Source organism: Mucilaginibacter sp. P25 (genome assembly GCF_050859465.1).
GTDB lineage: Bacteria > Bacteroidota > Bacteroidia > Sphingobacteriales > Sphingobacteriaceae > Mucilaginibacter > Mucilaginibacter gossypii.
This window is the reverse complement of record NZ_CP193937.1, coordinates 6,537,156-6,552,438: the sequence shown is the minus strand read 5'-3', so window position 1 is coordinate 6,552,438 and position 15,283 is coordinate 6,537,156. Positions and strand designations below refer to the sequence as shown.

Here is a 15,283-nt window from a genome sequence, read left to right as displayed (position 1 = left end):
CCGGAAGTCCTGCGGTGGGCATACAGGCGGTGCATTTGTTTCAGCAAAAAAGAAGTGATTAAAAATATACCTTTTACGTTATAAAGAACGTTAATGCCCTGAATAATACGATTGGGGGCGACCTGCGATACTCAGAAAATTGCCAACCTGTTGCCGGGAGTGAACCTCAGGCGGAAGGTTAAGCAGCACTCTGAAGTGACCTTTCTGAATGCAAATTCAGATTAGTGCCCAGCCCAGATTTCCTGAACCTCCTCCAACGATTTTCCTTTGGTTTCGGGAACCATTTTATACACAATCAGTAAAGAAAAAAGCAACACGCCGCAAAGAACCAGAAGGTGACCGCCGGCCCGATTGAATTTAAAAACATAGGGGTTAGCTGCCCTACGATTGTATCTGCCACCCACATGGTCATGATGCTTAAGCCTAAAGCCCGACCTCGGATCCTTGTTGGATAAATTTCGGATGCGATAACGAATTTTAACGGTCCTATCGAGAATGCGAAACAAGCTAAAAATAGGATGATGCTAACAACTAATGCAATGCCGGTTGTAGCACCTGTATAAAAGCAAACGCCGGTAAAAATAAGGCAAACTGTGGCACCTAAAGCACCAGCTATATATAAGGGCCTGCGCCCCATCTTATCAACTTTCCAAATAGCTATTAGCGTAAAAGCAAAGTTAGCAATGCCAAATATGATTTGGCTAAGCAGGGCATTGCTGATATTGATGCCTGCATCGCTCAATATTCTGGGGCCATAATAAATAACGGCGTTAATACCACTGAACTGAGAGAACAGCGGCAGTAGCAAGCCAATTAGGAATGGTTTACGCATAGCTGGTGCAAATATCTCGCGGTAGGTGCCTATGTCACGGCTTTGGGTGTTCTTTATCAGTGTTACGTCTTTTAGAGCCGTTGCATAGTCGGTTACTTTTGAGAGGACGGCAATGCCATCGTCGGTTTTTCCGTTTTGAATAAGCCAGCGTGGGCTTTCGGGTACAAAGCACAGGCCAACAAAAAACAGCAGGGCAGGGATGGCGCCCAGGCCAAGCATGCTGCGCCAAACTTCTTTAACCATCACCAGATCGATAATTGTACTTAAGCTATTGCTCTTATGGTGTAATGAAAAATTAAGTAAACCGGCATTGGTAAGGTAAGCTACAAGAATGCCAGCGGTGATAGCCAGTTGATAAAAAGTTACCAGGCGGCCGCGTATCCGTGCCGGGGCAATTTCTGATATGTACAGCGGTGCCACAATTGATGCTACGCCAACACCCATACCGCCCAGCATCCGGGCTAAGATAAGCAGGGTAAAGCCCGATGACAAGGCCGAACCCAGGGCAGAAAGTAAGAAAAGCACCGCCGATAACATCAGCATTTTTTTACGGCCTACCCGGTCGCTTAAGTCCCCCGAAAAAGCTACACCGATAATACACCCGATAAGTGCCGACGATACGAACCAGCCTTCGGTAGCGGCCGATAGCGCGAATTGGCTTTTTACAAACGGGAGCACACCCGAAATAACTGCCATATCAAAACCAAAAAGCAGGCCGCCTAAGGTAGCTATAAGGGTTACAGCGGTTAAAAACAGGGCGGAGGTTTTGGTTTCCGGCGATAGTTTTTGTTTCATGGCGCTTTTATTTTTCGATGCGTACAGTGATTATTCCTTTTGCCGAAATCTTAAAATTGTTATCAAGTGCGGCCACCTTTTCTTCGGTTAGATTGCTTTTCCAGACCTTTATCGTCGTTTTTGCTTTCGGAGTGATGCTCACTTCACTATCGCCGGTGCTCACTATCTGCGCAATAACGCCATTGCCATCATCGGCAGGTTTTAAGGATTCTACATAGATCTGCTTACCACCGATATTAAAAAACAGTTCGTCATCCTGATTATCCGAAGCGGAAACTACTAATGGCTGATGATTATTAAGGCCAAACCGGTTGGCATCAAAACTATCGTATCCTAAGGCGTGTGAACGGAAGATATAACGGAAGGTGGCCGGCCCTTTTTCCTGCTCGGCGCGGAAATTGGTATGCCATAAGTTGTTCATTACCCACGAATAAATCTTTGGTGACTGTGCCGTGAATGTTAACCACTGCGGCGCGTGATGCAAACCACCAAGCAAATCGGCAGTTGTGATCTTGCCTATCTCAAACAAAGGCGCATCCGGACTTGACCAGGTAATACCGAACGCCGAGTTTGATACATCAACCCAGCGCTGCATGGTAAACCAATTTTTATTGGCGTTAGGGAGTTGGTCGGCTTCGGCAGCAGCACTTCCCCATGGAATACTATAACGTACCTGCGCACCTGGAACACTAAACGGAAACGCGAAGTGAACGCTCTCTTTAGAGCGAATACTTTCCTTATCAATGGTATTGATCAGCTCAATTTTATCAAGCCCGTTAACCAGCCTTATTTCGCGGGTCAAGCCATAGGCTCCGGGCGCTTTTGAGGTAACCAAAAGGCTCACCACCAATGGCCCATCTTCTTTAATGCTAATGATGGCGTCGGTACTTGTTTGTTGCCGCTGCAGCGAATCGCCGGGCATATAAATGTATTTGTTAAAGCCGGTGCTATCCACCAATACCTGTTTTTTGCCACCCTCGATCTTTACTAGTTTGCTTATATCGCCGGTTTTACTGTCAATTGTGACAGTGTAGATGCCGTTAGCCAAGCCGTTTAACGAAATGACAGCTTTGCTCTTTGCAAAAGCTTTACCACGGTTAATGGTGTAAGTTTTTTTACCAAACGCCGGTACCCCGGTGGCTACAAAAGCCAGCTCGCCCGAGCTTAAGCGTTGCGATGGGATTGCATTGCCTGTTGCATCCTTAACCAGGTCGCCCGCTTTGCTTAAACCGGCCGGTACATAAACAACATCGGTACGCGGCCATGACAGGGTGTTGTAAACGTCTACTTTATTTGCTGCTGCGGTTTTTATAGCCAATATCAAATTGCTGAGCGAATCGGTTTGTTTTTGGGCGCTTAGTGCATAGCCTTTTTTAATAGTCCACTCGCTTTTAACTTTTGCATCTTCGGGGTCATCAACGCTGTTATATGCGCCCCAGGTATGTTCATTGTAAAGCAGCAGGTTTTTCCAGGTGTCATCAAAATCATTAACAGGGTAGCCTGGTTTATTACGGATGGCCCAGAGGGCCGATGCCTGTTTCAGCTTATCAGATGTTTGGCGGCTGATGGCTGTTTCTTTCGCGGCTGACGACACGCCGTCCGTCCAGTACTCAGTATAATCGCCGGTGAAAGACGGGATTTTGTCTTGATATTGTTTCTCAAAATCCTGGAAAAATTGTTTTACCGAGGTGATCACCAGTTTGGGCGAGGCAAAATGCTCGTTCCAGCTTTTAACAGCATCGGGAAGTTCAGGATCGATAGGAGCATTATCGCTCATAGCCCAGGTTAACAACGACATGTTATACGGAAAGTTATTTTGTTCAAGGCCGCCGAGATATTGGAAAAGGTGCGGATTTAGAAAATTATCCGATGGGTGACCAGTATAAAAAGGTTTAGGATCGTCTATAGTAAAAAAATTAGGGATCCTGGTTCCTTTTAGCGCATAGCCTATCGAGTAAGGCTGGCATTGCCAGAACAGTAGTTTTTGTTTACCCGATGGGGAAATCCAATAGAATGGTTTATCCTGCCATTTGGCAAGGTTGCCTATCCTGTCGGATGCGTTTGGGCCTGATAAAAAATATTTGATCCCGGTTTGTTCACTTTGCGCAGCAAGGCCCCAACTGGCGCCCGGCACATCGCCCTGGAACATGGTATGGATCTCAACCTCATTCGCCTTAGCCAGTTTTTGAGATTTGGCGAACATTTGCATCAACTGGTAGGAGTCTGTCATGCTGGTGTTGATATTACCGTAAGCGCCATCCAAATTGATCCATCCTTTTTTCACCGCGTCCCAAAAGCGCTCTTTTTTAGCTTCACCTGCCGCTTTCAGGTAATTATCAACTACCCAAATGGCTTCTGTTGTCCATTTATAGTGGGCTTCCACTGGGTAATTGGCCGTTTTTTTAGCCAGATCAATAGCCTCATCAATATTATCCATGTGAAGCTTCAAAACCTTTGCCTGTGTGTTGGTGTAACCGATATCTACATGCGAGTGAGGGAGGATATACATGGTCCAGTTGTTACGGGCCGGTTCAACAATGCAGCGGGCCATATAGGTTTGCCCGCCGGAATTTAAGGTAACAGTAACCTGTGCTGCCGAAGTTATTGGCGAGCCGGGAAGCGGAAGCTCAAATACATCAGTACCCTCTTTACTGGCCGGTATTATAACATGATCGGTTATGCCATTGAAGGAAACGGTGACCTCTGTGGCTGCGAAGCTTTTACCTTCATGAAATAGTAGCCGGGCCATTCTGCGGGACTGTCCCTGGTAATTGATATAGGCTATTGTTGGTTGCAGGGTGATTCCATTAAAATGCTTACCACCTGTTTGCGCCATTGCTGATGTGCATATGAAAATGAATGCCGACAGGATGGAAAAAATCTTATTCATAACTTAGAAGGTTTTAAGAGGATGCGTTTTTGAGTTTGATTAAGCAGAAATATTAACAACATTCGTCTTTAACAAAAGCTTTGATAACCTTAGCCCTTGTTTTGCCCGTATTTTTAAGTGTATAGCTTTTAACCGCGGCCGGAATAATAAAGGTTTCGGCATAATGAATAACCTGTTCACGGCCGTTAGTGATCACCGCAATGCTTTCGCCCTCAACCAGGCTCAATACATGGCATTGGTTATTGGTATCTTCAGTTATCTCGGTATCAAACTCAAAGCGCTCAATGGCGTAAAAGTGTTCAGGATGAGTTGATAGGTTAATGATTTCCCAGTCATGGCCTTTTTTTAAGGTGGTTTGTTTGGAGATGAGGGTTTCCGTCACTACATCACCTTTCCTTTCGAAATTGAGGTTTTCAAAGGCCCGGTCGATATTCAGCGTTCGTGGATTTCCACTTAAATCGGGGCGGAGCCAGTCGTACATTTTAAAGGTAAAGATGTACGGCGTGGCGCTGATCTCCAGTACCATATTATTTTTGCCCGAGCAATGTACCGTACCATTCGGGATCAGGAACAAGTCGTGCCTTGTTGCCGGGAAGGTTTGTACGTAGTCTTTGATCTCTACCGGTTCGTTTTGCTCAAAACTGTTCTCTAAAATACTCCTGAATTGTTGTTTATTGATATTTTCCTGGAAACCAAGGTAAACTTCGGCGCCTGGTTTTGCATCGAGGATATAATAAGTTTCATCCTGTGTAAAATCTTCGCCGAAGTTATTTTTAATATATTCAACAGAAGGGTGGCATTGTAATGAAAGGTTGCCGCCGTCAAAAGTATCCAAAAATCAAACCGGATAGGAAAGGCATCGCCAAACCTGGCTGCCGCTTTGCCTAAAATGGCTTCGTTATCCAGTAACAGCAAGGTATCCAACGATACCTCTAACATATTGTTGCCACTTTGCAACAGGATGCCGTTTTCCGGGGCGATAAGTTCAAATGACCAGGCATAGTTTACAACATCTTTGTTCAGCCCATTGATGTTGTTTTTAATCCATTGGCCTCCCCAAACCCCGGGCTCAAACCATGGCCTGGCCCTAAACATGTGGCTGGACATGGTTTTAAGTCCGTTTCTTAACGCATCGCCAGTTGTCCACGATATTTCATTGATCCTTTGCTCATCGATGATTGCATCTATCGCAGGCAAAAGCTGTTTTTTATGCTTGTTGAGTACTGGCCAATCTATAAAGTAAAAACGTTTGTATTGATTTTTGGGATCGGCAGGCTGCTTTTCGCCAAGGTTGCAAATTGCGTTGGCCCTTGACCGGAACTGGATCTCATTTTTAGGAACATCGATATATAGCAATGTACATTTCCATCCCGCAAGAGCGGCACCCGCACCATACAATATGTTTAATTTGTTTGGTTCGGGTTTAAGACTTTTGAGCTTCTCGACATCAAAAAAATCGCTCAGCTGTCCATTGTATAGCTTACCAAATAACGGGTCATCGCCACCATCGTAATTAGCGGTTATTTCATGAATAATGCTTTCCGGTTTTAATGTTTTATTTACGTTAATCCAATTGGCCTGGATGCCTAAAGCGGCAAATTCATCGTTCAGACAGCAGATAAGTACATCCCAATATACGCCCGAATAGCCATCTATAACAATATCATGGTTGCATGTAACGATCCAATTGGCTAAAGTTTTATAGCCGGTATATATTGGCCCGGCAATGTCGAAAGTGGGGTAAATGTCATACTCCTGCCTTTTCGCAGCTTTCTTCAAATCCGGAAGCAGAAACTGTTTGGTGTTCCTCATTGTTTCGATATTAACCGAGTTCAATAAAATAGATTTATTCATGCACTTATATGTTGTAATGTGCAAACATATTTTATTTCGTTTATATTTCAAATAAGTCAAAAAAATAAATTTAGGAACTGCGCCTGCTTTCTACCGTATAAACAAAGCTTTCGGCTTTATAATAGCCCAGGTTATACTCCATCGGCCGTTCGCCCTGATCGTAAACAAACCGTTTCCTGATCAAAACAGGACTGCCCGGATCTATCTCCAGTTTACCTGCTATGAATTTATCGGCTGCCTTGGCGCTTATTTCTTCTTTTGACAGGTCTGCAACTACAGAATGCTCACTCTCAAGCATTTCGTAAAGTGGTTTCTTGAAATCTTCTTCGCCTGTAAGCCCGATCCTTGGATGAAAATACGAAATAAAATATACAAAAGCCTCTTCGGCGTTTCCCCTTAACCTTTCCATTTTCAAAATTTTCTTATCTGTTTTGATATCGAAAAAATTCGCGATATGATCTTCGGGAAAGACCCAGCTAATATGAAGCTCGTAATTTTTTATGGGGATGCTGCGGGCTTCCATCTCCTGTGTAAAGCTCAGCCAATTCATTGATTTGGAGCTCATTTTGGCATGGGCCACTTTGGTTCCAAGCCGTTTTTTCTCACCAGTAGCTCTTCGTAAACCAGTTTGTTAATGGCCTGACGTAAAGTGGTGCGCGATATAGCCAGCTTTTTAGCAAGGTCAACCTCATTAGGCAATAATTTACCTGCCTGATATTCAGGCTCGCGGATGAGCTCTCTTAGCAGGTTCTCTGCCTGGATATGTAAGGGTACGGCGCTTTTATGATCGATGGAAATTTTCATAATGAATTAAGTGGCAAGGTAGTAATTTATCAGGAAAACGGCAGGGGCCGGCATATAGTGGTATCACTTTTGGAGGAGGAACATCTACGGAGCAGAAAAAGGTTGAATTTTTTTATAATACGGTTTTGGGGTTCAATAGCTGCTTCCTTTACTAAGGTAATTTTCTGACCTCTGTTCATTTTTTATCATAGTTAATAAAAAAACTTTGGAAAAACTTTGGAATATAATATTATGATACTATGTTTGTACATAATATAACAATCTGTCTCCATTTCTATCTGGTAAGGCAGCAACCTAATTACATATTTACCTGCATGAAAAAACGTCTACTCATTTCTACGGCATTGTCTTGCTTTGTTTTTTGCATTGCCGGAGCGCAACAGTCCTCCAACAAAGCTTTGGCAAGGAAAATTCTTGCCGATATCCGGCTTGATACAGTCCAGGCGAAGGCTTTAAAACTGCTATCCGGTTTTTCTGCAGGTACATCCTACAGCGAGGTGTGGATCCGCGACTTCAACACTTTCATCAATGGTTCATTAAAAGTACATCCCAAAGAAGAAGTAAAAACCAAACTATTGATGTTTTTTCGCATCCAGGGCCAGGGCGGGGATATTGTGGATGGTGTAGTTGACAGCGCTAAAGCCAGTGTAGGCTATAAATACCGCTACTCATCTTTATTACCGGGTTGGGCAGCGCATAAAAACACGGTAGAGACCGACCAGGAATCGTCATTGATCCAGGCTGTCAAAAAATACATTGATTTTACCGGAGACCAATCTATTTTAAACGAGTGTATTGGTGGTAAAACGATTTTGCAACGAATGGAGGCGGCGCTGGCCTATCTGCATAAAGATCGCTGGTCGGAAAAATATGGTTTGATAACCGGGGCCACCACTATTGATTGGGGCGATGTGCAATCCGAAAACGGCTGGGGCGTGGCCATTAATGATAAAACCAAATGGGCTTTGGATATTTATGATAACGCCATGTTTGTGAAGGCAGTTCAAGATTTCCTTGCGATGGCACCTCGAGGCTACAAAGCCCAAACTGATTGGAAGGCCGTTGCCTCAAAAGTCACTGCCAATGTTCGTAAATACCTTTGGGATGCTGCCGCTCAAAAATATATCCCACATATTTACCTTGACGGCAGCCCTTTCTCATCGGATTTTAATGAAAAAGAGATCTTATACACCGGTGGATCCATATGTGCTATCATAGCGGGGTTTAACACTCCGGCCGAAGTTTTGGAAATAAACAGACAAATGCTTGCAGCCGCGGCTAAAGAAAAGCATGCCACTATCGGCATCACAGTGTACCCCCTTATCCTGAAAAGCAGTATCCAAACATGAAGCCTTATAGTTATCAAAACGGCGGCGACTGGACATGGTTTGGCGGACGAATGATAGCACCGCTCATTATCTATGGTCGCCCGCAGGAGGCTTACGCGGAGTTGTCACCGATGCTCGACAGGATGCTTGCCAACGAGGGCTTTTTTGAATGGTATGATGTGCAATCCGGCGCACCAAAAGGCTCGGGCGATTTCAGGGGTGAGGCAGGTGTTTTATATGATGCCATTACGGCACTAAGGCAATGGGCCGCTAAAAACCGGTAGCCTGTCAGCCAATAAGCTGACATAAACTAAAGTAAACTATAATCCAAATTGATGAAAAAAATGATGCCATAAAGGCAATCCGGACTTCTTTGCCCTTTCTGAAGGGCAACTTCCGGCCTTGCGGCGGTTATAAACCGCCATGAATGCTTCGCAGAGAAGTGTTCCTATAATTACCAGTTTAAAAACAACCTACTAAACAATGTTATGAAGAAAAATCTTATCTACTCAATTCTGCTCACCTTGCTGTCGCTGCACACGATGGCGCAGGTTAAGATCAGCGGCAAGGTAACCGATGTTAAGGATAATTCAGCTTTACCTGGTGTAAGTATCAAAATAAAGGGCACCCAGGGTGGTACCCAGACGGATCTTAACGGAAATTACACGATACAGGTAACCAGTGTTAAACCTGTACTGATATTTTCATATACAGGTTATGCCAGCCAGGAGATATCAACCGTTGGCAAAACTGTCGTTAACGTGCAGTTAGCTGGAACGTCCAGCGCCCTTAACGAAGTCGTCGTGATAGGCTACGGAACCGTTAAAAAATCGGATCTTACCGGCGCTGTTACCGGCATCAAAGGCGATCAGTTAAATGATAAACCCGTGGCTAACGTAACCCAGGCCCTGCAAGGCAAAATAGCCGGTGTGGAAGTTAGTGTTAACAGCACGGCCCCGGCGCGGGCGCTAAAGTACGAATTAGGGGTATCGGATCCATCAACTCCAATGTCGATCCATTATATGTGGTGGATGGCGTTGTTGGAGTTGATCCAAACTCTATCAACCCGCTGGATATAGCCTCGGCCGAGGTGTTAAAAGATGCTTCGTCCACAGCTATTTACGGTTCGCGTGGTGCCAATGGTGTAATTATGATCACTACAAAACGTGGCCGTACTGGTGCAGCAACTATTACTTATGATGATAACTTTAACGTAAGCGAACTGTATCGCCATTTACGCACTTTAAACTCGGCCGAGTTTGTTAAAGTTTACAATGAATCATTCGCCAACGGTCAAAAATTTGACCCGGCCGGAGGGGTATGGGCACCACCGGTTGCATTAAACCATGCTAATTTCCCTAAGCTTTTTGACGCTAATAATAACCCAATTTATGATACCAATTGGGAAAAAGAAACCTACAAGCCGGCGTTTTCGCAAAGTCACCAGTTAAACATTCAGGGTGGTAGCGAAAAGTCGCTTTACAGTTTATCGCTTGGCTATTTTAACCAGAATGGTCTTGCGCCAACATCGGCCTTTAAAAGATATACCATCAAAATGACAATGGATAACGACCTGAAAAGCTGGTTGAAAGTGGGCGGCAGCATCAACCTCATCAGCAGCAGGCAACGTTTAGTTACCGATGGCAACGGTGGCCTGAACGTGCCAAGGGACGTATCAGAAGAGGTGCCAATAGTACCTGTTAAATATCCTGATGGCACATGGGCAGGTAATTATGACATTGCCGGTCTTGAGGGCGCGCCAAACCCGGTGCAGGTTGCCAACGAGCGTTACACGCTTAACAATAACCTGCAAATGTTAGGTAACATCTACTCTCTGTTCCACATTACAAAAGAGCTGGATTTTAAAACAGATTTCGGCTATAACTTAAGCGCTCAAAAAAACAACTTCTATTCAGCAGGCGATCTGCCGCACTTATCACAGGATCAGGGAGGTGTAGCTAACGTAAACGCTTATAATAATTACTATTGGCAAACAGAAAACTACCTTACCTGGAACAAAAAGATCAACGAAAGGCAGCGCTTCACCGCCTTGTTAGGTATCTCGTTCCAGCAACAAGGGTATGCCCGGGTACGCTCAGAAACGCAGAATTTTATTGATGATATTTTTCAGTACCACTATGAGCAGGCCGGTTCTGTAAGGAGCGCCAATGAAACGCAGGATGAAAAATCATCATTAAGTTCATACTACGCCCGTTTAACTTATAACCTTGACGAAAAATACTTGTTTACCGCAACGGGCCGGTACGATGGCTCATCGCGGTTTGGGGTGAATAACAAGTACGCATTCTTCCCTTCGGTGGGTGCCGCCTGGCGTGTATCGCAGGAGAATTTCCTGAAGGATAACCATACCATCACCAACATGAAATTGCGGGCCAGTTACGGTACTTCGGGTAACCAGGAGATAGGTAACTATCGTTCGCTGGCACAGATCCAGCCGAGCACCACGGTTTTGGGTGGGGCTGCTCAGTCAACATTGTTGCCAAGCTATATTGGTAACCCTAACTTAAAGTGGGAACGTTCTGTTCAGTTTGATGCCGGATTGGAGTTAGGTTTATTTCGTGATCGTGTAAACCTTAACCTTGATTATTATAACCGCACAACTAAAGATCTGTTGTTGCAGGCGCCTATACCATGGTCTGCCGGTGAAACCAATGCCAATGTATATAAAAACGTAGGATCGGTGCGCAACTCCGGTGTCGAGGTTAGTCTGAACACCCTAAATGTTAAAACTCCCGATTTTGAATGGAGTACCAATTTTATATTCACTACCAATAAAAACAAAGTTTTAAAACTAAACGATAACGGCGCTGACATCTTCCCGGGCCCTAATTTCCTCGGTCAAAACTTTGTGATCAGGGTTGGCGAACCTATTGGTTCGTTTTATGGTATGACAAGGCTTGGTACCTATAGCACTTCGGCCGAGGATGTAGCCGAGGCCGCTAAACACAGCTTAAAGCCAGGCGACAGGAAATATATTTACAATCCGGATGGCAGTAATTATTATAGTATCATCGGCCGCGCTTATCCTAAATGGACGGGCACTTTCAGCAGCAGCTTCAGATATAAAGCTTTCGATTTTTCATTCGATATCCGCTTTGTTCAGGGAGTAAATACTGCCGCCAACTTCAAACACTCGGTTGAAGACAGGCAAACCCTTTCAAACAGTTTGGCCAGCGTGCTTAACGCCTGGACACCTAATAACCAGAATACATATATTTCGCAGGTGCGTAATTACAAATTCGCGCAGGATTCGCATTTCGATACATGGTGGGTTGAGGATGGTTCGTTTATTCGCGGCCAAAACTTTACGTTGGGCTATACCTTGCCACAGCCGGTGCTTAAAAAGCTTCATGCCAATCGTTTCAGGATCTACGCAAGTGTTCAAAACGCTTTCATCATAACCAAGTATACAGGTTATGACCCGGAGGTGGATACCTTCAATTCAAGCTACGGGTCGAACGGTTCGTTCTCGCAGAATTTAGATTTCTTCTCAAACCCTCGCCCCCGTGTATGGAACCTTGGTTTACAGGTAACTTTTTAAACAGCGGTAGAGGATCGATTGATAGTTTAATTTAAATGATATAAAAATGAAAACCATGAAAAATATATTGCTTGTAGGGCTGGTGCTGTTTGCATGCTCCTGCAAAAAGTTTTTGAAGGAGGAGCCTACCAGTTTCCTTACGCCCGAATCAAATGTATCGAGTGTTAAGGTGGCCAGGGCTTTTACCAATTCGGGTTACCAAAACCTGCAGGGATTTTTATCGGGCCAAAGTGGTTCGTACGGTGGTAATACCTGGAATTTGATGGAATTTATGACCGGCAAATCGGGCAGCGACCTTGGGCAAACCGGTTACGTAAATTACCAGAACCTAACTTATAGCACCACCTCATTTTATTTTGATACCTGGTGGCAGCAAATGTACCTTGGTATAGGTGCCTGTAACCTGGCCATTGGTAAAATACCTGCTATCAGCGCCCCCGGCCTTACCGATGAGGTGAAAAATAACATGCTTGCCGAAGTAAAAACCCTGCGGGCGCTTTATTACTTTCAGTTAGTACGGATGTACGGAGCGGTGCCAATGGTTACCGAAACACCTAAGGACCTTAACCTGAATATCCCGCGCACCGCGGCTAAAGATATCTATGATAAAGTGATCATCCCCGATCTGTTAGCTGCCGAAAAATCAACGCTGCCATGGAAGGATAACACAGGCAAAGTATCGATGGGTGCTGTTGAGGCCTTACTGGCCGATGTGTATTTAACCTACGCAGGGGCTGCGATCAATGGCGGTAAAACATTCTACGCCGAATCGGCCAAGCGCTCACTTAACGTGATCCAGAATGGTGGTTATACACTATTCCCGGAATATACCGACATGATCAAACCAGCAAATAAAAATACAGGTGAATTTATATTCCAGGTGCAATATGCGGCGTCGGTACCATCGTCAAATCCGCTTACACCGCTTACTATTCCAAATTTTTCGGGTGTTTCGCAATATTCAGATGAGTATGGCTCGGTTTATCCTACAACTCAGTTTTTAGCATCGTTTGCTGCTGGCGATAAACGAGTACAAGAAAAGCAGTTCTTTTACTCCAGCTATACCAATACAAAAACGGGCAAAAAAATTACTTTCCGCAGCCCCTATATATACAAGTGGTTTGATTCTACCGCAGTTAATACCACGTTAAAATCTAATCTTAACTACACCCTTTACCGTTTGGCCGATGTTGAGTTGATGTACGCCGAAGCATCAAACGAAGCCGAAGGCGCACCAAATGCTACGGCTATATTGATGGTTAATAATATCCGCGCAAGGGCTAAGCTGGCTCCGATAGGGGCGTTAACCCAATCAGCATTTGAGCAGGAGGTGTGGTTGCAGCGGTATTTTGAGCTCTGCTTCGAAAATAAAATGTGGTTTGATATGCTCCGAACCCGCAAAGTTCATAACGATGTTACCGGCAACTGGGACAATTTTATAGGCCATAAAACAGTATTTGGCGCCACGTTTACAGATAAACAGCTGCTGTTCCCGCTGCCTAAACAGGAGACAGATGTCAATCCGAAATTGTTACCTAATAATCCGGGTTTTTAAAGGGAAAGTAATCTGAAATTTATTTATAATACAAACAGTAAAAGGCCGGGCACGCGGCCTTTTACTGTTTGTGAGTTTGACTCATAGCTGCTTCTCAAGCATGCAATTTACAAAGGTAAGATAACCTGCAACGTGGTTTGTCCTGCTGAAGATGCCGTTGCACGCCTTTACATAAAAAACTTCATCCGCTTTATAATAGCCTCTTGCAAAATTTCAAAATCTATCCTGTTTAATAAAATGGCCATACATAATTTAAATGTTTGTACAATTTTATTGATTTTAATTTTATTTATAAAAACCTCTTAAATTAAGAAGTAAAGCCTAATAAGGCTATTTTATTATAACGTACTTAAAACAAGCCTGTTGTTGAATAAATTATTAAACTGCATAATTTGTTAATTTAAATTTAAATATGTAATTATGTATATACAATATAATAAAAAATTAATACTAAACCAAATCATTCTATGGTTCAAAGAATCTTTACCTATCAAAATTTAAAATTCCTGGGTTCTTGTGTTCTTTTAATGTTCCCGATCGGATTGGTGGTACACGGCCAAACTTCGTTTACGGTTAAGGGAAAAATAACGGATACCAAAGGTGTAACCATGCCGGGAGTTAGTGTAACCATTAAGCACAGCCCGCGAGGGGTTGTAAGTGATAACGCAGGCGACTATGTGATCAGTTTACCAAAGGGCAGGGATACACTGGTGTTCTCCTTCCTTGGGTTCGTTAAACAGCAAATTGTGCCTGGCGACCGCCACACCATCAACGTCGTATTACTTGATGATAAAAACGACCTAAACGAAGTAGCGGTAGTAGCCTACGGCACGCAAAAAAAGGAGAGCATGGTAAGCTCCATCACTACTATTAGCCCTAAAGAGATCAAAGGCCCTACCAGTAACCTTACCACCATGCTTGCCGGGCGCATTTCAGGTTTAATATCCTACCAGCGTAGCGGGAGCCGGGCTATGATAATGCCTCGTTCTTTATCAGGGGAATCACCTCTTTTGGTTCCGGTAAAATCGATCCGTTGATATTAATAGATGGTATGGAATCGGCAGCGAACGAGCTTGCCCGTCTCCAGCCGGACGATATCTCGGCATTTTCGGTTTTGAAAGACGCGGCTGCATCATCATTATATGGTGCACGCGGTGCTAATGGCGTAATTTTGATCACCACTAAAACGGGTAAAAGCGGCGATACACGGTTTAATGTGCGCCTTGAAAATTCAACATCAACCAATACCGAAAACTTCAGGCTCGCCGATAATATCACTTACATGAACCTGGCCAACGAAGCCGCCCTTACCAGGAATCCATTAGCACCTTTACCATATTCGCAAAACAAGATAGATCATACGGTTGCAGGTGATAATCCGCTTTTATATCCTAATAATGATTGGATTGGTTCGCTGATAAAAAAATACACCAATAACCAAAGGTTTAACTTAAACCTCACCGGCGGCGGCACTAAGGCGCAATACTATATAGCTGCTACCGCTAACCAGGATAACGGTGTTTTAAAAACCAAAGCCTCAATAACTTTAGCAATAATGTTAAACTAAAAAGTTACGAGATCCGGTCCAACATCAACGTTAAGCTTACCCCCACTACCGAAGGCATCCTGCGTACCTCCGGCGATTTTGATGATTATTCTGGGC

At 44.1% G+C, this 15,283-nt stretch carries 11 protein-coding genes and 1 pseudogene; 7 read left to right on the top strand and 5 right to left on the bottom strand.

Annotation, left to right across the window (positions count from 1 at the left end):
* Positions 1-221: 221 nt before the first annotated feature.
* The 5 genes and pseudogenes from ACRQ5D_RS33030 to ACRQ5D_RS33010 all read right to left on the bottom strand — a co-directional run bounded on the left by ACRQ5D_RS33030 (position 222) and on the right by ACRQ5D_RS33010 (position 7,175).
* A pseudogene (locus ACRQ5D_RS33030) lies at positions 222-1,627 on the bottom strand (sugar porter family MFS transporter).
* Positions 1,628-1,634: 7 nt separating this feature from the next.
* Positions 1,635-4,517: a glycoside hydrolase family 38 C-terminal domain-containing protein gene (locus ACRQ5D_RS33025; RefSeq protein WP_091169996.1), complete on the bottom strand. Its 2,883-nt coding sequence runs from the start codon at positions 4,515-4,517 to the stop codon at positions 1,635-1,637.
* A gap of 648 nt (positions 4,518-5,165) precedes the next feature.
* Positions 5,166-6,329 (bottom strand): hypothetical protein, encoded by a 1,164-nt coding sequence (locus ACRQ5D_RS33020; protein ID WP_432327908.1) that lies wholly within the window; start codon positions 6,327-6,329, stop codon positions 5,166-5,168.
* Between the two features lie 112 nt (positions 6,330-6,441).
* Positions 6,442-6,921, bottom strand: coding sequence for a GntR family transcriptional regulator (locus ACRQ5D_RS33015; protein WP_431198848.1), 480 nt, complete (start codon positions 6,919-6,921; stop codon positions 6,442-6,444).
* Positions 6,922-6,932: 11 nt separating this feature from the next.
* Positions 6,933-7,175: a GntR family transcriptional regulator gene (locus ACRQ5D_RS33010; protein ID WP_431198847.1), complete on the bottom strand. Its 243-nt coding sequence runs from the start codon at positions 7,173-7,175 to the stop codon at positions 6,933-6,935.
* A gap of 398 nt (positions 7,176-7,573) precedes the next feature.
* Here ACRQ5D_RS33010 and ACRQ5D_RS33005 point away from each other — a divergent pair, with 398 nt between their 5' ends.
* The 7 genes from ACRQ5D_RS33005 (at position 7,574) to ACRQ5D_RS32975 (ending at position 15,187) form a co-directional block, all read left to right on the top strand.
* Positions 7,574-8,524 (top strand): GH36-type glycosyl hydrolase domain-containing protein, encoded by a 951-nt coding sequence (locus ACRQ5D_RS33005; protein ID WP_432327906.1) that lies wholly within the window; start codon positions 7,574-7,576, stop codon positions 8,522-8,524.
* Entirely contained in the window at positions 8,521-8,787 is a 267-nt protein-coding gene (locus ACRQ5D_RS33000; protein ID WP_431198845.1) for a hypothetical protein, read from the top strand. The genes ACRQ5D_RS33005 and ACRQ5D_RS33000 overlap by 4 nt, the downstream gene beginning before the upstream one ends.
* A gap of 204 nt (positions 8,788-8,991) precedes the next feature.
* Entirely contained in the window at positions 8,992-9,582 is a 591-nt protein-coding gene (locus tag ACRQ5D_RS32995; protein ID WP_432327904.1) for a carboxypeptidase-like regulatory domain-containing protein, read from the top strand.
* Positions 9,483-12,065: a SusC/RagA family TonB-linked outer membrane protein gene (locus ACRQ5D_RS32990; RefSeq protein ID WP_432329943.1), complete on the top strand. Its 2,583-nt coding sequence runs from the start codon at positions 9,483-9,485 to the stop codon at positions 12,063-12,065. The genes ACRQ5D_RS32995 and ACRQ5D_RS32990 overlap by 100 nt, the downstream gene beginning before the upstream one ends.
* A gap of 55 nt (positions 12,066-12,120) precedes the next feature.
* Positions 12,121-13,620 (top strand): RagB/SusD family nutrient uptake outer membrane protein, encoded by a 1,500-nt coding sequence (locus tag ACRQ5D_RS32985; protein ID WP_218134447.1) that lies wholly within the window; start codon positions 12,121-12,123, stop codon positions 13,618-13,620.
* 467 nt (positions 13,621-14,087) lie between these two features.
* Positions 14,088-14,657 carry a carboxypeptidase-like regulatory domain-containing protein gene (locus tag ACRQ5D_RS32980; RefSeq protein ID WP_431198843.1) on the top strand — a complete coding sequence of 190 codons (570 nt, stop codon included), beginning with the start codon at positions 14,088-14,090 and terminating at the stop codon, positions 14,655-14,657.
* Positions 14,612-15,187, top strand: coding sequence for a TonB-dependent receptor plug domain-containing protein (locus tag ACRQ5D_RS32975; RefSeq protein WP_432329942.1), 576 nt, complete (start codon positions 14,612-14,614; stop codon positions 15,185-15,187). The genes ACRQ5D_RS32980 and ACRQ5D_RS32975 overlap by 46 nt, the downstream gene beginning before the upstream one ends.
* The last annotated feature ends 96 nt before the right edge of the window (positions 15,188-15,283 follow it).